Consider the following 16,870-nt stretch of genomic DNA (forward strand, 5'->3'; position numbering starts at 1 on the left):
GGGCTTTACGGGGGGGGCTTGGCGGGTGCAACAACCTGCGCATGGCAAATGAACCGGCTAACCGTGCGGCGTTCGACATCCAGGCGGGCTATTGTGCCGCGATGGACGCGCCGATTACCGCGCGGGTCTGCACTGCGCTGGCGACTGCAGTGGATCGCGAGAGCGAGACGGGGCGGCGGGTGCTCGACTGGATGGGCGAGCCGGTCGCGGATGCGCTGGCGTTGCGGCTGGTCGGCGGATTGCATGCGCTGCACCGCGCGGGCTTCGATCCGGCGCTTTCTGCCGTGTTCGCAGGAGCGGAAACCGACCTGGTACGCGTGGCGGCCGCTTTGCAGGCGACGCTGGTCGCGCAGGATGCAGCGTTGCTGCCGTGGCTCGATGGGCCGCCACAGACCAACGAGGCGGCGCGGTCCGCGGGGATGATGACCGGGATCCTCCATTTGGCCGAGCGATACGGGCCGCGGTTCGAGGTGCTGGAGATCGGATCGAGTGCCGGGTTGAATCTGCTGATCGATCGCTATCGGTTCGATCTCGGCGGCGTGAATGTCGGGCCGGATACATCGCCGGTGACGATCCGTCCCGAATGGCTGGGGCCGCCGCCGCCGAACGCGCCCGTCAAGATCGGGTCGACCCGCGGCGTCGATATCCACCCGGTGGACGTCGCTGATCCGAACGCTGCGGCACGGCTGGAAGCGTATGTCTGGGTCGACGCGGTCGAGCGACAGGCGCGGCTGGCTGCGGCGATTGCGATGGTGCGCGACGGCGGCGTCGATCTGGCGGAAGGCGATGCGGCGGACTGGGTCGAGGCTCGGTTGGCCGAGCCGCAGCCCGGCGGCGTTACGCGCGTGCTGATGCATTCGGTGGTATGGCAGTATCTGCCGGCGACCTCCCGCGAGCGGATCCGGGTCGCGATGGACGCAGCGGGCGCGCGCGCGACGGTGGAACGACCACTCGGCTGGGTGATGATGGAGCCGAACCGCGACCTGCACCGCCACGAGGTCCGCGTACGCGGCTGGCCGGGCGAGCGGCCGATGGAACTGGTCGCGCTGACGCATGCGCATGGCGCGTGGGTCGAGGGGTTGTCGCCGCCGTACGAGACGCGCGATTATGTCATGCGTCGTGGCGCGTACGCAAAGAACTGAGGTCCCCCGTCATGCCGGACCCTTCGACAAGCTCAGGAGAGCCTCGTTCCGGCATCCACCGTTCCGCGCATCGATGGCTTCGAGTTTGCGGAACGGTGGACCCCGGAACACGTCCGGGGTGACGGAGTGGCGGTCCGGCTCAGTAGAAGAAGCCGTTGTTGACCTGGACCACCTGGCCCGAGCGCGTGTCGACCAGGACGACGTCGCGGCCGTAGCGGACCCACCGCTGATAGCCGTAGGCCGGGCGCGAAAGGCGATAGGTCTGATAGTCGTTGATCCAGTAGTTGCGGCCGTAATATTCCGGCGCGAATCGGTAGCCGACATTGACCGGACGATAGCGATAGCCGCGCGGGCCGGCATAGGCCGGACGGCGGTAGAGGTCGCCGTGCGTGCGGCGATAGTCGCGCCAGTCCTCGCGTGCTTCGCGGCGATCTTCGCGCAGTTCCTGGCGGGCTTCGCGGACGTCGCGGCGGTCACCGTAGCGGCGCGCACGCTGGAGGTCGCGCTGGCTCTCGCGGATCTCGCGCTGGTCGCGGCGGACTTCGCCGTAGCTCTGCGCGGTGGCGACGGTTGGGACGAGGGTGGCGGCGGCGACGGCCGCGAGGATCATCTTGCGCATGACTGCTCTCCTGTGTTCGACGCCGAATCGACGGCATGGACAGGGTTTTGCGCCCGCCGCGCTGAACGATCGCAGAATGCGGTCGTCAGGATTCAGACAGGTGGCGCATGTCCGCTTCTGTGTTCCCTGCCCTACTAACAGTCAAACCACCCCGGCGAAGGCCGGGGTCCAATTGGAGAGGTTGCAGTAACGTAGCGCCGTTCCAAATTTCGGTCGTTACCCGATTGGGCCCCGGCCTTCGCCGGGGTGGTTTCAACGTAGGCCAGCGGTACGTACAATGCTGACTGGTGGTCGTGTCAGACACCCCCAACGGCGCATCGCGGCGATCACCGCATCGGGCTTTTGCCACGGCACGAAATGGCCTGCGTCGATCGTCTCGATCGTGAGGTCGGGTACATACTCGGCGAGGTCGAGCTGGCTCGGCAGCAATGCGCTGTCCTGTATTCCCCAGATCACCAGTACCGGCATCGCGGTCGGCGGGAACGGTGCGTCGAGAAAGGCCGGGCGGGGCGGAGTCTCGTCCATCTCGGGAACGACGATCGCGCTCGCGCGGTACCAGTTGAGCATGCCGGTGATCGCGCCGGGCTGGCCCCATTCGTCGAGATAGGCGGCCTTGTCCTCGGCCATCGCGGCAAGGTCGGCGTGCTTGGAGAAACTGGTGTCGAAGAAGGTTTCGAGGCCGATCGCGGCGATATGCTTTTCGAGATCGGGGTTGCGGAAGGCGCGGATATACTGGCTGGCGGCGCGCTGTTCGAGATCGTCGAACATGGTGCGCTGGAAGACGAGCGGGTGGGGGGCGTTGATGATGACGAGCTTCGCGATGCGCTCGGGGTGGCGGAGCGCCGCCATCCACGCGACCGCGCCGCCCCAGTCGTGGCCGACCAGCGTGAAGCGGTCGATGTTCAGGTGATCGGCGAGCGCGATCAGATCGGCGACGATCTTGTCGGGGGTGTAGCCGTCGATGCCCTCCGGCTTGGAGGATCGCGCGAACCCGCGCTGGTCGGGGGCGACGACATAGTGATCGCGGGCGAGGTCGGGGGCGATGTCGCGCCACGTCCGATGCGATTCGGGGAAGCCGTGGAGCAGGATGACGGGCGGGCTCGCTGGATCGCCGGTTATGGCGACATCGAGTTCGACGCCCGTGGATAACGCGATGTGTTGCAGGTCCGACATCATTCCCCCCCCCGCTGGCGGGAGGGGTTAGGGGAGGGCCTACCCGTCTCGCTGCCCGCCGGTCATGCCCTCCCCCGACCCCTCCCGCAAGCGGGAGGGGAGCAGAAGGTGGGTTCTCCCCTCCCGTTTACGGGAGGGGCCGGGGGCGGGCTCGCGGCCAGTTTCAAATGGAGCGGGCGGCGTTAGCGCGTGCCCACCCCTACCCCCTCCCGCTTGCGGGAGGGGGGGGAATCATGGATAGCTGACGGTCTTCGGGATTGCCGGGATCTCGATCCATTCCTTCTCGTCGCCGGGCACTTTCGGGAAGTTGCCCGCATTCCAGTCGCGCTTTGCCTGTTCGATGCGGTCGCGGTTCGAGCTGACGAAGTTCCACCAGACGTGGCGCGGCGTCGTGAACGCATCGCCGCCGCATAGCATTGCACGGCCGCCGTGCGCAGACCGCAGCGTCGCGGAAATTCCGGGGCGCAACACGTACAGCACCTGCGGTTCGAGGCTCACACCCTCCAGCGTCGCCTCGCCCATCGCGAGATAGATCGCGCGCTCCTCCGCCGCGGCGTCGATCGGCACGCTCGCGCCCGGATCGAGCGCGATGTCGGCGTAGATCGTCCCCGAATAGGTCGTGGTCGGCGCGGTCTGGCCCCAGAGGCTCCCCATGATGATCCGCGAGCGCGCGCCGTGCGCCTCGATCGTCGGCAGTTGCGCCTTGGTGACGTGCTCGAACGCGGGGTCGATCTCCTCGACCGCCTCGGGCATCGCCAGCCAGGTCTGGATACCCGACAGGTTCGGCCCCTCGGCACGCTCGTCGCCGGGCGAGCGTTCGGAATGGACGATGCCGTGGCCCGCTGTCATCAGATTGACCGCGCCGGGTTCGATCCGCGCCTGCGTGCCGAGCGAATCGCGGTGGTCGATCGCGCCGTCGAACAGATACGTCACCGTCGACAGGTTGATGTGCGGGTGAGGGCGCACGTCGATGCCCTGGCCGACCTCGAGATGCGCCGGGCCCATCTGGTCGAAGAACAGGAACGGACCGACCATCGTCCGTTCCTTGTTCGGCAGCGTGCGGTGGACCTTGAAGCCACCGAGATCGTGCGTCGACGGCAGGATGGTCTGGAGGACGAAATCGTCGAGCATGGCGTTATCCCTTGGCAGGTTCCGTGGCGTCGAGCAGTTCGACCAGGTCCGCTGGATAGAGCGTTTCGTGGAAGCCCGCGATGTCGTTTCGGGAAAACCAGCGGTGACCGACGAGCAGTTGCTTCTCCTGTTCGGTGAGATTGCCCGCCCTTACGTCGCAGGTATCGACGTCGATACGGAAATAGCGTTCGTCCGCGGTGACCTCCACGCCCTCGAAGGTGCGGAAGTCGACGACGCGGCGCGCGACTTCGGGGCCACAGTCGATGTCGAGGCCGACTTCCTCCCAGAGTTCGCGGCGGGCGGCGGCGGCGTAGGTCTCGCCCGGATCGACCGCGCCGCCGGGCGTGCACCAGAGCGGTGGGCGGTCCGTCGGGGTGAAGCGGAACATCAGCACGCGGTCCTGGCCGTCGACGAGCAGGATACGCGCGGCTGGGCGTGGGGCGCGCTCGCTCATCGATCCTCCCCCGCCAGGGGGAGGTGGCGCCGAAGGCGACGGAGGGGGAGGACACGGAGCAGCGGTCATCGCTTCCCGCCCCCTCCGTCTCGCTGCGCGATCCACCTCCCCCTGGCGGGGGAGGATCGAGAGCGGCTCATGCCGCGTCGAGTTCCGGATACGCGCGGAAGATGCCGTCGGTGTTGAAGGCGAGGCGACGGTCGCTTTTCAGATAGGCCTTGATGCCGGGCAGATCGGCGATCTGGTCGTGGATGCGGACCAGATTCGGATAGTCGGGTTCGAGCGTCTTCATCCGCTTCGGGAACATGTACCGCAGCCCCTCGATCACCTGGAACAGCGACGTATCGGCATAGCTCCATTTGTGATCGATCAGCCAGTCGCCCGTATTGGCCTGCGCCGCATCCTCGAAATGACCGAGATATTTCGGCATCCGCGCCTCGCGAAACTGCTTGGCGGCACGCGCGGCCTCGGGCTTCTGGTCGTCGTAATAGTCCATCATCGCGACCGGATGATGGACGTTGTGGACCTCCGCGATGAGGTCGGCAATCGTCAGCTGGAGCTGGTTGAGCCAGAGCCGGTCGGCCATGTTCGACGGCGCAAGACCGTGGCGCTCGCCGAGATACATCAGGATATTGGCGACCTGCGCGATCACCAGGCCGTCGAGCTCCAGATACGGCGGCGCGAACGGCGTGCGGCCGGTGCGATCGTTGAGGTTCGCGAGCAGCCCCTCTTCGCCGACCGTCCGCGCGCAATCCTCATACGCGATCTCGGCGCCCTCGAGCGCGAGCCGGACGAACTCGCCGCGGCCCTGCAGCGACGGCCAATACCAGAGCTTGTAGGACATCGATCACTCTCCCGGCGCGCGGGCCTTTATGGCGAGCGCATGAATCTGCGTACTCAACAGATCGGCGAGCGCTTGGTTCACGAGCCGCTGGCGCGCGACGCGGGTAAGGCCTTCGAAACGCGGCGTTTCCACTTCGACACGAAAATGCGTCTCGCCGGTGCCGTCGTCGCCCATATGGCCGGCATGGAGCCCGCTCTCGTTGACGACGGTCAGTTGTGTGGGCGTGAGCGCCGCGGTGAGGCGGGCGGTGATCTGGTCCTGCATGGAGCCGGTGGCGAGGTCTGTCATGCTCCCTATATAGCCCGTTTCAGAAAGCGCGGGGAGCCGGTGAGCGAAGACGGTCAGAACAATCGCAAGGAGCGACCCAGCCCACGGTTTCACGGCCGCGTGGAAGGGACCGGGCGCGTCTGCATGTGGCGCGACTGCGAGGAACCCGGCGAATTCCGTGCGCCGCCGCTCGAAGGACCGAGCGACGGCGGTCCGCCGCAGTTCCGCTGGTTCTGCCTCGAGCATGTCCGCGCGTTCAACTCGGGGTATAATTTCTTCGACGGGATGACCGCGGACGAGATCCACTATGCGCAGCGGCCGATGGCGGGCTGGGAACGCGAAACGCGCGCGTTCGCGCATGGCGGCGGCGACACTCCGCCGAAATGGGCGGACTTCGCCGATCCGATCGATGCGATCGGCGCGCGCTTCGGCGAGCGGATGGCGGCGGCGCGCAAGGACGGTCGCCTGCTGTCCGACGGCGAACGGCGCTCGTTGCGCGTTCTGGGACTCGGCACGGACACCAACCGGACGGCCTTGCGCAAACGCTACAGTGAACTCGTCCGGCGCTATCACCCCGATCGCAACGGCGGCGACCGCGCGCATGAGTCGGAGTTGCAGAAGGTGATCTCGGCGTACCAGCATCTGAAGGGCGCCGCCGCGTTCGCATGATACCCGACGTCTCGTTTGCCGTCCGCATTAGGTCCCTCGCCCGGCGATGACGTCGCTACGTCCTTATAATCGCCGCGCGACCTCTTCGAGTTGATCGGCTGCCGCGTTCCAGCCCGTTTCGAAGCCCATTGCCGCATGGCTGTCGCGCGCCTCGGCGGTCCAGTGGCGGGCGGTGGCGGTGTAGCGGGTCTTGCCGTCTTCCTCGAAGAATTCGTCGAGGCGAGTCATGAACGGGGTCTGCGGCACCCAGCCCGCTGTGAACGCGTCCGTGGAGACGATGCGGCAGCACGGCGTCACCTCGAGATAGACGCCTTCGAGCGCGTTTTCCTCGGCGTTGGGCCCGCGCAGGACCAGCGCGCAACGGCCGCCGGCGCGGAAGTCGAGTTCGACGATCTCGGTTGTCCAGGGGCGCGGGCAGAACCAGTCGGCGAGATGCTCGGTCCAGGCACGCCACACCGTCTCGACGGGGGCGTCGATCAGGCGGGTGATCGACAGGTCGTACGCGTCGGTCATCCAGTCTCTCCCTGTGCCGCCAGCCATGCGGCGAACGCGGGCGGCGGTGCGCCGGTGAACCCGGCCATCTGATTGGCGAGTGCCTGGCCGAAGGCCGGACGCGCTTCGCTCCGCGCGACATACTCGATCAGTGTCGGATACGCGTGAGCAACGGCGTGCCGCCGAGCATGCGCAACACCGCCACCATCATCAGGTCGCCCGCCTCGTACGTCGGCACCTGCCCGAAGGGTCGACGATCGCGGTGCGGTGACTGTTTCTGTTCGCCCTGCTGAAGATACGGCACGTCATAGGCCTGGCCGACTCCTCGATCGCCCAACCGACGCGCAGGTCCCGCATCTGGCCCTTCGCGAAATCGGGAGCCCAGTCATAGGCCGTGATGATCGGTCGCATCGTTTCCCTTTCCAGATGTCACGAGGTCGGCGCAGTCTCCCCGGCTGGATCAGGTGGCGGGATCAGGCGGGCTGGGTCTCGCCCATCGCTTGCGCCGCCGCGGCCATGTCCATCGAGAACGGTCCCCAGCCATGCCCGTCGAGATCCTCGAAGGCGCGGCTGTACATAAAGCCCAGGTCTTCGGGATCGTGCAATTCGCGCCCGCCCGCCGCCAGAGCGGCTTCCGTGATCGCATCGACGTCGGCCGGGCTGCCGAACGACAGCGCCAGTAGCACGCCGCTCGTCGTCTTCGCATCGATGATCTGCTTGGCCGTGAAGGTCGCATAAAAGGCGCGGTCGAGCAGCATCACCATGATCGTGTCCGACCACGCCATCGCCGATCCCCGATCGTTCGAGAACATCGCGTCCCGCTCGAACCCGATCGCCGCGTAGAACGCCGTCGCGGCCACCACGTCAGCGACCGGCAGGTTCACGAAGATGGCTTTGCTCATGGCTGCTCTCCTGGTTCGACTCGGTTTCGCACCGTATTTGCATTGCATGCTGATAATGGTTACTTAAAACAACTATGAAGTTAGAAAATGTAACCAAAACCTCGTCGAGGCGATGGTATGACGATGCGTGCGGTACGGCGATGGCGCTCGAACTGGTGGGAGAACGCTGGTCATTGCTGGTCGTGCGCGAACTGATGTTCGGTCCGCGGCGGTTCGGCGAACTGAAGGCCAACCTCGGCGGGATCAGTGCGAACGTCCTGACGCAGCGGCTGGAGGGGCTCGCGCGCGCCGGCATCCTGATCCGGCGCATGCTGCCGTCGCCCGCCAGCGTGCAGGTCTATGAACTGACGCCGTGGGGGTATGAGAGCGAGACCGCGATTCGCGAACTCGGTCGATGGGCGGCGCGGTCGCCTGCGCACGATACCACCCTGCCGCTCAGTGCGGCCTCGCTGATGCTGTCGTTCCGGACGATGTTCTCGCGGCAGCGCGCCGATGGCTGGATCGCGGTCGTCGGTTTTCGGCTGGGCGGCGAGGGGTTCGTAGCCAGGATCGATGGCGACTGGATCCAAGTCGTGCGCGCCGACCCCTCGGTCGCGGACGTCACGTTCGACGGCGATCCGATGACGATCGCATCGCTCGTCTATGGCGCCAGGCCCTTTCGCGATGCGGAAGCCGCGGGCACATTGCAGATCACCGGGAACCGTGCGCTTGCCGAGCGGTTCGTCACACTCTTCCCGCTTCCGGACAAGGTCGCGGTTGAGTAACGCCCCTCGCTTGTCCTAGAGCGGTGGGGAACACGAGGCCAACATGACCGATATCCCGAATACCCAGCCAGACAGCCGCGAGACCACGATCCTCGACGCACCCGACCGCATGGTGAAGGTGCGCGAGATGTTCGGGATCGATTCCGACATGGAAGTGCCGGCTTTCTCCGAAGCCGACGAGCGCGTCCCTGATCTCGATCCGGCGTACGTCTTCGACGCCGACACCACGCTCGCCGTGCTGGCGGGGTTCGCGCATAACCGTCGCGTGATGGTCCAGGGCTATCACGGTACCGGCAAGTCGACGCATATCGAGCAGGTCGCGGCGCGCCTCAAATGGCCGTGCATCCGCATCAACCTCGACGCGCACATCAGCCGTATCGACCTGATCGGCCGCGACGCGATTGTGCTGAAGGACGGCCAGCAGATCACCGAATTCCGCGAAGGCCTGCTGCCCTGGGCGTTGCAGACCCCAACCGCGCTCGTGTTCGACGAATATGACGCGGGTCGCCCGGACGTGATGTTCGTGATCCAGCGCGTGCTGGAGACCGAGGGCAAGCTGACGCTGCTCGACCAGAACCGCGTGATCCGTCCGAACCCGTGGTTCCGCCTGTTCGCGACCGCCAACACCGTCGGCCTCGGCGATACGAGCGGGCTGTATCACGGCACGCAGCAGATCAACCAGGGCCAGATGGACCGCTGGAACATCGTCGTCACGCTCAACTATCTGCCTGCCAAGGTCGAGGCGCAGATCGTGCTCGCCAAGTCCGGCGAATACGACAAGCCGGAGGGCAAGAAGACCGTCGAGAACATGGTCCGGGTCGCCGACATGACGCGCAAGGGCTTCGTCAACGGCGACATCTCGACCGTGATGAGCCCGCGTACCGTTATCACCTGGGCCCAGAACGCGCTGATCTTCGGCGACGTCGGCTTCGCGTTTCGCCTGTCGTTCCTCAACAAGTGCGACGAGGCGGAACGACCACTCGTCGCCGAATATTACCAGCGCGTGTTCGGCAAGGACTTGCCTGAGAGCGTGGTGGGCAAGGCCTAAGCCTTTGGCCAACGAAACCCCTCTCGATCGCTTCAAGGCGGTTCTTGCCGGCACCGCGCGTGCGATCTCGGAGGAGCCGGAGGTCGAACTCGCCTTCACCGCCGATGCGCCGACGCAGAGTGGCAAGCACATCAAGGTGCCGATGCCTGCTCGCGCCCTGCCGCTAGAGCAGGTGGCCGAGGCGCGTGGGTTTGCCGACGGGTTCGCGCTGCGGTTGAAGCATCACGACATCGCGCTGCATAATCGTGCGGCGCCGGTCGAGGCGGTTGCGCGTGCAGTGTTCGATTCCGTCGAGGCTGCTCGAGTCGAGGCACTCGGATCGCGTGGCTATGCCGGCATCACCGAGAACCTCGACCGCGCGCTCGACGTCCGCCTAAGGGCAGACCCGATTACACGCGCGCGCAATCGCGACGAAGTGCCGCTGTCGACCGCGCTCGGTCTGATGGTGCGCGAGCGGCTGACCGGGCAGGAATCGCCCGCGATCGCCGCGCCCGGTCTCGCGCTGGTGCGTGAGTGGATCGAGAGCAAGACCGACCTCGCCGCGCTGGCCTATGCGCTCGACGACCAGAAGGCGTTCCAGGGTCTTGCGCGGAAAATGCTGCAGGAACTCGAACTGGTCGAGGGCGATCAGGTCCCCGAGGAGAGCGACGAAGGCGGCTCCGAGGACGAGGGCACCGACGAGCAGCAGCAGGACGAGGGCGACGAAGGCGACGACCAGGGCGAGGACGGCCAGGGCGAAGTCGAAGCACGCGGCGAACAGTCCGAGCAGCAGAACGAGGAAAGCGACGGCCAGGAGCAGAGCGATGAGTCGATGGACGACATCGACGGCGAGCCCGGCGACGATGGCGAGGAAGGCATGCAGCCGGTCCGCCCGAACCGTCCCTTCGCGGACATGGGCGGCGCGTTCGACTACAAGCCGTGGACGACGCAATTCGACGAAGTGATCGCTGCTACCGAGCTGTGCGACGCCGACGAACTGGCGCGGCTGCGCGGCTATCTCGACCAGCAACTCGTGCATCTGCAATCGACCGTGTCGAAGCTCGCCAATCGGCTCCAGCGGCGGCTGATGGCGCAGCAGTCGCGGTCGTGGGATTTCGACCAGGAGGAGGGCATCCTCGACGCGGCGCGGCTAGCGCGCGTGATCGTCAACCCGACTCTGTCGCTAAGCTACAAGGCCGAACGCGAGACCGATTTCCGCGACACCGTGGTGACGTTGCTGATCGACAATTCCGGCTCCATGCGCGGTCGCCCGATTTCGATCGCGGCGATCAGCGCGGACATTCTCGCGCGCACGCTGGAGCGCTGCGGCGTGAAGACCGAGATCCTCGGCTTCACGACGCGTGCGTGGAAGGGCGGGCAGAGCCGTGAGACGTGGCTGGCCGCAGGACGTCCGCCGCAGCCGGGTCGGCTCAACGACATCCGCCACATCGTCTACAAGCGTGCCGACGAACCGTGGCGCCGCGCGCGCAACTCGCTCGGCCTGATGATGCGCGAGGGGTTGCTGAAGGAGAATATCGACGGCGAGGCGCTGATGTGGGCGCATGCGCGGCTGGTCGCACGGCCCGAGGAACGCCGCATCCTGATGGTGATCAGCGACGGCGCGCCGGTCGACGATTCGACGCTCAGCGTGAACTCGGGTTCGTATCTCGAACGCCATCTGCGCCAAGTGATCGGCTGGATCGAGAGCAAGTCGCCGGTCGAACTGGTCGCGATCGGCATCGGTCACGACGTCACCCGTTATTACGCGCGCGCCGTGACGATCATGGACGTGGAGCAATTGGGTGGGACGATCATCGAACAGCTGGCCTCGCTGTTCGATACCGAGTGATCCTTAGGCGGGCGGCGTGATCGCTGCGCCGGCCGGGGGATTCCATGGCCCCGTCAAGCGCTCGATCACGATCGCCGGCCACCAGACCTCGATCAGCCTCGAGCCCGTCTTCTGGCAGGCGCTCGAGGCCGTAGCGGTGCGTCTCGGTTTGCCGCTGTCCGCGCTCGTCGCCGAAATCGACGCGATCCGCATCGTCGCGGACGATCCACCGAACCTAGCTAGCGCGTTAAGAACATGGCTGTTCGATGATATAGGTTGAGAACTACTCGCATTAGCGTTGACAGTGCGAACGACTCTCAATAGCGAGCCCCTCAAGAGCAAAGGGGTTTGTCTATGTCGCTACCATCGCCGCGCGCATCCGTGCCGCGTTCGTCCACCGTGCCAGCATTTCTCGCGTTGTCGTGCGTCGGCGCCTTCGCGACCGCGCCGGCCTATGCGGCGGATGCCGATAAACCCGCGGCACCGGTGACCGACGCACAGCAACGCGACGAAATCCTCGTCAACGGTCAGCGCGAGCGCGACTCCGGCCCCAAGCAGGTCGCGCCACTGGTCGACACGCCGCGCTCGGTGATCGTGCTGCCGAAGGAAGTGATCGAACAGACCGGATCGAACAGCCTCGCCGACGCGCTGCGGACCGTGCCCGGCATCACCTTCGGCGCGGCCGAGGGTGGCAATCCGATCGGCGACCGCCCCTTCATCCGCGGCTTCGACAGCCAGGGCAGCATCTATGTCGACGGCGTCCGAGATCTCGCCGCACAGACGCGCGAAGTGTTCGCGGTCGACTCGGTGCAGATCGTCCGCGGCTCGGATTCGACGCTCGGCGGCCGCGGCTCGGCGGGCGGCACGATCAACATCCTGTCGCGCCTGCCGCAGCTCGAGAACTTTGGATCGCTCAGCGGCAGCTACGGCGAGGCGGACTACAAGCGCATCACCGGCGACGTGAACCTCAAGATTTCCGACACCGCCGCGTTCCGCATCGAAGGCATGTGGCACGATCAGGACGTCGCCGGGCGCGATGCGATCTGGGCGAAGCGCTGGGGCATCGCGCCGTCGTTCGCGGTCGGGCTCGGCACGCCGACCCGGCTGACCGCCAGCTTCTATCACATGGAGAGCAAGGAACTGCCCGACAGCGGCATCCCGTATCTCTATACGATTGCCAACCACCCCGGCACCGGCAACATCTCGACCCAGCCTGCGCTCGGCACCGTGACGACCGCCGGCGGCCAGACCGGCTACGTCTCGCGCAAGAACTTCTACGGCTTGGCCAATCGCGACTTCCGCGATGCCAACACCAATCAGGCGACGATCCGCGTCGAGCATGATTTCGGCGGCATCACGCTGCGCAATACCGCGCGCTACACGCACAGCGACCAGAGCTACATCTTCACGTTGCCCGACGACAGCCAGGGCAACGTCTACGGCACCACCGCGACCAACACCGGCGCGAACGTGACCAATGGCGGCTATGTCTGGACGCGCGGCAACACGCGCTACGGCTATAGCGAGAGCATCGTTGACCAGACCGACCTGTACGGCAAGTTCGACACCGGCGGGATCGAGCACAGCTTCTCGCTCGGCACTGAAATCTCATGGGAGAAGACGCGCCGCGGCGCGTTCGTGTCCGCCAACGGATCGACGATCTCGCCACGCTGCAACACCGCGACGATCGCGCGGTCCTATTGCGTGAGCCTGTTCGATCCGAACCCGAACGCACCGTGGGTGAACTACACGAGCGACACGTCGACCACGCCGACCCCGATCGTGAAGGGCGCGACGTCCGCCGAAACCCAGAACGACGCCAATACCAAGGCGGTTTATGCGTTTGATTCGATCACGCTGATGCCGGCGCTGATCCTGAACTTGGGTGCGCGCTACGATCGGTTCGAATCCACCATCACCCTTCCGGGCGCGACGCAAACGAAGGTCAAGCGCGTCGACAACCTGTTCAACTGGCAGGCCGGCTTGGTGTTCAAGCCGACGCCGGAGACCAGCCTGTACGCAAGCTATGCGACCGCCGCGACGCCGCCCAACAGTCTGCTCGGCGAAGGCCGCGAGGATAATGCGATCACGGTCGCGACGCTCAGCCTGCTGAAGCCGCAGAAGACCAAGTCCTACGAGGTCGGCGCGAAGGCCAGCCTGTTCGGCGAGAAGCTCCAGCTTGGCGCTGCGGCGTTCCAGACCGAGATCTCGAACGCGCGCGTGCTCGACGATTCGAACACCGCGTCGTTCATTGGCGAGACCCGTATCCGTGGCGTCGAGTTCAACGTCAGCGGGACGATCCTGCCAGGCTGGACCGTCTTCGGCGGGTTCACGCATCTCGATCCGAAGATCATCGACGGCGGCTCGACGATCCTGACCGCGCCGGCGATCACGCGCACCGCGAACGGCGTTACCACCGTCATCCAGCCGGCCCGGACGATCGGCGTCGTGTCGGTCAACACCGGCAAGCAGGTCCCGCAGACCGCGAAGAACAGCTTCACCGCGACCACCAACGTCGCCGTGACCAAGCGGCTTCAGATCGGCGGCACGGCTCTGTACATGGACGAGCAGATCGGCGGCTATGCCGACAACCGCACCGCGACGCAGACTGCGGCGGGGGTCGTGTCGGTCAACCCGGCGACCAAGGTCCTGACGCGCAGCACGCCCGACTACTGGCGCTTCGATGCACGCGCGAGCTACAAGCTGACCGACAATGTCGACCTCAGCGTCAATGCGCAGAATTTGACGAACAAGACCTATTTCTCGCAGACCTATGCCAGCCACTATGCGACGCTTGCGGCCGGTCGCACGATCTTCGGCACGGTGAACCTGCGGTTCTGAGGATGATATGACGGCGATCGATACCCTCACGCCCGGCGCCATCGCCGCGCGCCTCTCCGGAAGCCCGGAGGAGCGCGCGGCGTTCGTGCGCGAGGCAGCGGATGCGGGCGTGGCGGAGGCGCAGGCGGTTTACGGGCAGATGCTGCTCGACGGCATCGGCGTCGTGGCCGATCCGGTAGCGGCGCTTGGGTGGTTCACCAAGGCGGCGGCGCAGCATCACGTGATGGCACTCAACATGGTCGGACGGTGCTACGATCTCGGCTGGGGCACGGCCGTCGACAAGGCGCGCGCGGCGCAATGCTACCGGATCGCCGCCGAGCGCGGGCTCGATTGGGCGATGTATAATTACGCGACGCTGCTCGCGCTGGGGGAGGGTGTCGCCGAAGACAAGCCGGCGGCATTGGCGTTGCTGGAGACGGTCGCGGGGATGGATTCGGGGCTCGCCATTGCGAAGGCGATCAACTTCGTCGGCAGTTTTGCGGAAGACGGCTGGGCGTGCGAGCGCGATCTGGTGCGGGCCGCTGAATGCTATGCACGGGCAGCGGAGGGCGGCGATTTCCGCGGATGCTTCAATCACGCGCGGATGCTGGGCGCGGCGGGGGATGTCGACGCGGCGCTGGTCTGGTTGAAACAAGCCGGCGCGCGGGGCAACGCGGCGTTTCGGGACAAGGCCGTAGCATGGCTGGCGGCTAGCGATATTCCCGCGTTCCGCACTGCTGGCGTGGCCGCATTGCGTGAAGGTGCGGCATGTTGATCGCCGTTCCCGAGGTGCTCGATCCGGCGGAAGTGGCACGAGTGCGGAGCGTCATCGATGCGGCCGAATGGATCGACGGCAACGCGACCTCCGGCCAGCAATCGGCGCTCGCCAAGCGCAACGAGCAACTGCCCGAGGACTCCGGCGCAGCGCGCGAGGCTGGTGGGATCATCCTCGACGCGCTCGGCCGCTCCGCGCTGTTCGTCGCCGCCGCGCTGCCGCTGAAAGTGTTCCCGCCGCTGTTCAACCGCTATGCCGGCGGCCAGGATTTCGGGCTCCACGTCGACACTGCGATCCGGATCAAGCGCGGCTCCGACTTCCGCATCCGCAGCGACCTGTCCGCCACGCTCTTCCTCGCCGATCCCGAGACCTATGACGGCGGCCAACTCGTGATCGAGGACCAGTTCGGCCCGCAATCGGTCAAGCTCCCGGCCGGGCACATGGTAGTGTACCCCGCCTCCAGCCTGCACCGCGTCGCACCGGTCACGCGCGGTGTGCGCATCGCGTCGTTCTTCTGGTTGCAGTCGATGGTCCGCGACGACGGCGCGCGGCGGATCCTGTTCGATCTCGACCAGGGCGTGCAGGCGGTCGCAGCCGCGCAAGGGCAGGGCGATCCGGCGACGGTGCGGCTGACTGGGGTGTACCATAACCTGCTGCGTCGCTGGGCGGATGTCTGAGCACGGTCCGCCATCCTGACGAAAGTCAGGACCCAGAGCCAAGCGGCGTAACGCCCGTGATCCTGGGTCCTGACTTTCGTCAGGATGACGGGGAGGGGAAGGATGGACTTGCGTACGCCTGCCATGCCACGCTCCACGAACGGGGGAATATTCGATGAGTAATTTGGCGATGCGGCGGGCGTGGTTTCAGGTCCACAAGTGGATCGGGCTGATTCTCGCGATCCTGATCATTCCGTTGTCGCTCAGCGGCGCGGCGCTGGTGTGGCATGACGCGCTCGACCGGATCGTCGATCCGACGCGCTATGCGGTGTCGGGAACGACGGTGCTCGGCCCGGACGCCTATGTCGCGGCGGCGGCGGCGCGGCTCACGCACGGCGAACGGATCGCGCAGTTGACGATGCCCGAGGACGGCGGGCCGGTCGTCATTGCCGCCGCCGCCGCCGTCGGGACCGTATCCAAGCGGCCGGGACCGCCGCAGCGGACGATGGTGTATCTCGATCCGCCGACCGCGCGCGTGCTGGAGGTGTCCCCGTCGAACGGTGGGCTCGTGCGGTTTCTGCACGTGCTGCACGGCAGCTTGCAACTGCCCGGCGTAGGGCGCTCGATCGTCGGCTGGATCGGCGTGGCGATGATGGTGTCGTGCTTTACCGGGCTGTGGCTGTGGTGGCCGACCGTGGGCAAATGGTCGCGCGGGCTGCGGTTCCGGCGACATCGTAATGTCGATACCAACCTGCATCACCTGTTCGGGTTCTGGATCGTGCTGCCGCTGTTCGTGCTGTCGCTGACCGGCGCGTGGATCTCGTTCCCGCAATTCTTCGGGAAGATCACGGGGGAGGCGTCGCGGCCCAGAGGCGGTCCCGATCGCGGCGCTATGATGCGCGCGAAACCACTGGCCAAGCCGGCGCAACCGCTCGCCGTGGCGATCGGCAAGGCGCGCGTCCTGGCGGGTGGCGCGCCGCTCCGCAGTGTCGCATGGCCGACCGATCTCAGCGCCGACTGGACCGTGACGTTCGCCCGCGGGACGACGCCGGTTGGGGTGAAGATCGCCGACGACACCGGCGGCGCGACCGCTGCCCCCGCGCGGCCGCAGGGCGGGGTGGCGCGATGGATGCGGCGGATCCATGACGGCACCGACATGGGCACGCTGTGGCAGGTGGTTATCTTTCTCGGCGGGATATTGCCGGCGGTGCTGGCGGTGACCGGGGTGATCATGTGGTGGCGCGCAAGGGGGTGGAAGGCGGAACTGGCGGCGCGGCGGGCGGCGTAAGCTTTCCCTCGCCCCTTCG

The 16,870-nt window shown here is 66.4% G+C and carries 19 protein-coding genes; 10 read left to right on the forward strand and 9 right to left on the reverse strand.

The window, feature by feature from the left end; translation table 11 throughout:
* Positions 1-41 precede the first annotated feature (41 nt).
* Positions 42-1,142 (forward strand): DUF2332 domain-containing protein, encoded by a 1,101-nt coding sequence (locus C8J43_RS19115; RefSeq protein WP_133032217.1) that lies wholly within the window; start codon positions 42-44, stop codon positions 1,140-1,142.
* A 139-nt stretch (positions 1,143-1,281) separates the two neighbouring features.
* On the opposite strand, the gene C8J43_RS19120 is transcribed toward C8J43_RS19115, so the two are convergent.
* The 6 genes from C8J43_RS19120 to C8J43_RS19145 all read right to left on the reverse strand — a co-directional run bounded on the left by C8J43_RS19120 (position 1,282) and on the right by C8J43_RS19145 (position 5,651).
* A complete protein-coding gene (locus tag C8J43_RS19120; protein WP_133032218.1) occupies positions 1,282-1,761 on the reverse strand; it encodes an RcnB family protein in 480 nt (159 codons plus the stop codon).
* Between the two features lie 252 nt (positions 1,762-2,013).
* Positions 2,014-2,934: an alpha/beta hydrolase gene (locus C8J43_RS19125; protein WP_133032219.1), complete on the reverse strand. Its 921-nt coding sequence runs from the start codon at positions 2,932-2,934 to the stop codon at positions 2,014-2,016.
* 231 nt (positions 2,935-3,165) lie between these two features.
* Entirely contained in the window at positions 3,166-4,065 is a 900-nt protein-coding gene (locus tag C8J43_RS19130; protein ID WP_133032220.1) for a pirin family protein, read from the reverse strand.
* A 4-nt stretch (positions 4,066-4,069) separates the two neighbouring features.
* Positions 4,070-4,519, reverse strand: coding sequence for an NUDIX domain-containing protein (locus C8J43_RS19135; protein ID WP_133032221.1), 450 nt, complete (start codon positions 4,517-4,519; stop codon positions 4,070-4,072).
* Positions 4,520-4,655: 136 nt separating this feature from the next.
* Complete coding sequence (locus tag C8J43_RS19140) at positions 4,656-5,363, reverse strand: glutathione S-transferase (protein ID WP_133032222.1); 708 nt, start codon at positions 5,361-5,363, stop codon at positions 4,656-4,658.
* A 3-nt stretch (positions 5,364-5,366) separates the two neighbouring features.
* On the reverse strand, positions 5,367-5,651 hold the full coding sequence (locus tag C8J43_RS19145) for a BolA family protein (RefSeq protein ID WP_133032223.1): 285 nt from the start codon (positions 5,649-5,651) through the stop codon (positions 5,367-5,369).
* Positions 5,652-5,774: 123 nt separating this feature from the next.
* Here C8J43_RS19145 and C8J43_RS19150 point away from each other — a divergent pair, with 123 nt between their 5' ends.
* The gene (locus tag C8J43_RS19150; RefSeq protein WP_133032270.1) at positions 5,775-6,299 is read left to right on the forward strand and encodes a J domain-containing protein; all 525 of its coding nucleotides are present in this window, start codon (positions 5,775-5,777) and stop codon (positions 6,297-6,299) included.
* Positions 6,300-6,362: 63 nt separating this feature from the next.
* Here C8J43_RS19150 and C8J43_RS19155 read toward each other — a convergent pair whose 3' ends face one another.
* The 3 genes from C8J43_RS19155 to C8J43_RS19165 all read right to left on the reverse strand — a co-directional run bounded on the left by C8J43_RS19155 (position 6,363) and on the right by C8J43_RS19165 (position 7,693).
* Positions 6,363-6,812, reverse strand: a complete 450-nt coding sequence (locus C8J43_RS19155) for an SRPBCC family protein (protein WP_133032224.1) — start codon at positions 6,810-6,812, stop codon at positions 6,363-6,365.
* A gap of 127 nt (positions 6,813-6,939) precedes the next feature.
* Positions 6,940-7,128 carry a hypothetical protein gene (locus C8J43_RS22425; RefSeq protein ID WP_243645687.1) on the reverse strand — a complete coding sequence of 63 codons (189 nt, stop codon included), beginning with the start codon at positions 7,126-7,128 and terminating at the stop codon, positions 6,940-6,942.
* Positions 7,129-7,264: 136 nt separating this feature from the next.
* Positions 7,265-7,693, reverse strand: coding sequence for a VOC family protein (locus tag C8J43_RS19165; RefSeq protein WP_133032225.1), 429 nt, complete (start codon positions 7,691-7,693; stop codon positions 7,265-7,267).
* A gap of 74 nt (positions 7,694-7,767) precedes the next feature.
* Between C8J43_RS19165 and C8J43_RS19170 the strand changes: the two genes are divergently transcribed.
* From C8J43_RS19170 to C8J43_RS19205, 8 genes are all read left to right on the forward strand, one after another.
* Entirely contained in the window at positions 7,768-8,457 is a 690-nt protein-coding gene (locus C8J43_RS19170) for a winged helix-turn-helix transcriptional regulator (protein ID WP_133032226.1), read from the forward strand.
* A 43-nt stretch (positions 8,458-8,500) separates the two neighbouring features.
* Positions 8,501-9,505 (forward strand): cobaltochelatase subunit CobS, encoded by a 1,005-nt coding sequence (gene cobS / locus C8J43_RS19175; protein WP_056052421.1) that lies wholly within the window; start codon positions 8,501-8,503, stop codon positions 9,503-9,505.
* A gap of 4 nt (positions 9,506-9,509) precedes the next feature.
* Entirely contained in the window at positions 9,510-11,333 is a 1,824-nt protein-coding gene (cobT, locus tag C8J43_RS19180) for a cobaltochelatase subunit CobT (RefSeq protein ID WP_133032227.1), read from the forward strand.
* 16 nt (positions 11,334-11,349) lie between these two features.
* The gene (locus C8J43_RS19185) at positions 11,350-11,592 is read left to right on the forward strand and encodes a ribbon-helix-helix domain-containing protein (protein ID WP_133032228.1); all 243 of its coding nucleotides are present in this window, start codon (positions 11,350-11,352) and stop codon (positions 11,590-11,592) included.
* Positions 11,593-11,666: 74 nt separating this feature from the next.
* On the forward strand, positions 11,667-14,153 hold the full coding sequence (locus C8J43_RS19190) for a TonB-dependent receptor (RefSeq protein ID WP_133032229.1): 2,487 nt from the start codon (positions 11,667-11,669) through the stop codon (positions 14,151-14,153).
* Between the two features lie 7 nt (positions 14,154-14,160).
* Positions 14,161-14,907, forward strand: coding sequence for a tetratricopeptide repeat protein (locus C8J43_RS19195; RefSeq protein WP_133032230.1), 747 nt, complete (start codon positions 14,161-14,163; stop codon positions 14,905-14,907).
* Entirely contained in the window at positions 14,901-15,584 is a 684-nt protein-coding gene (locus C8J43_RS19200) for a Fe2+-dependent dioxygenase (RefSeq protein WP_133032231.1), read from the forward strand. Before C8J43_RS19195 ends, C8J43_RS19200 begins: the two co-directional genes overlap by 7 nt.
* A 154-nt stretch (positions 15,585-15,738) precedes the next feature.
* On the forward strand, positions 15,739-16,851 hold the full coding sequence (locus tag C8J43_RS19205; RefSeq protein WP_133032232.1) for a PepSY-associated TM helix domain-containing protein: 1,113 nt from the start codon (positions 15,739-15,741) through the stop codon (positions 16,849-16,851).
* Positions 16,852-16,870 lie beyond the last annotated feature (19 nt).

The organism is Sphingomonas sp. PP-CE-1G-424, assembly GCF_004341085.1.
In the GTDB taxonomy this organism is placed as follows: domain Bacteria; phylum Pseudomonadota; class Alphaproteobacteria; order Sphingomonadales; family Sphingomonadaceae; genus Sphingomonas.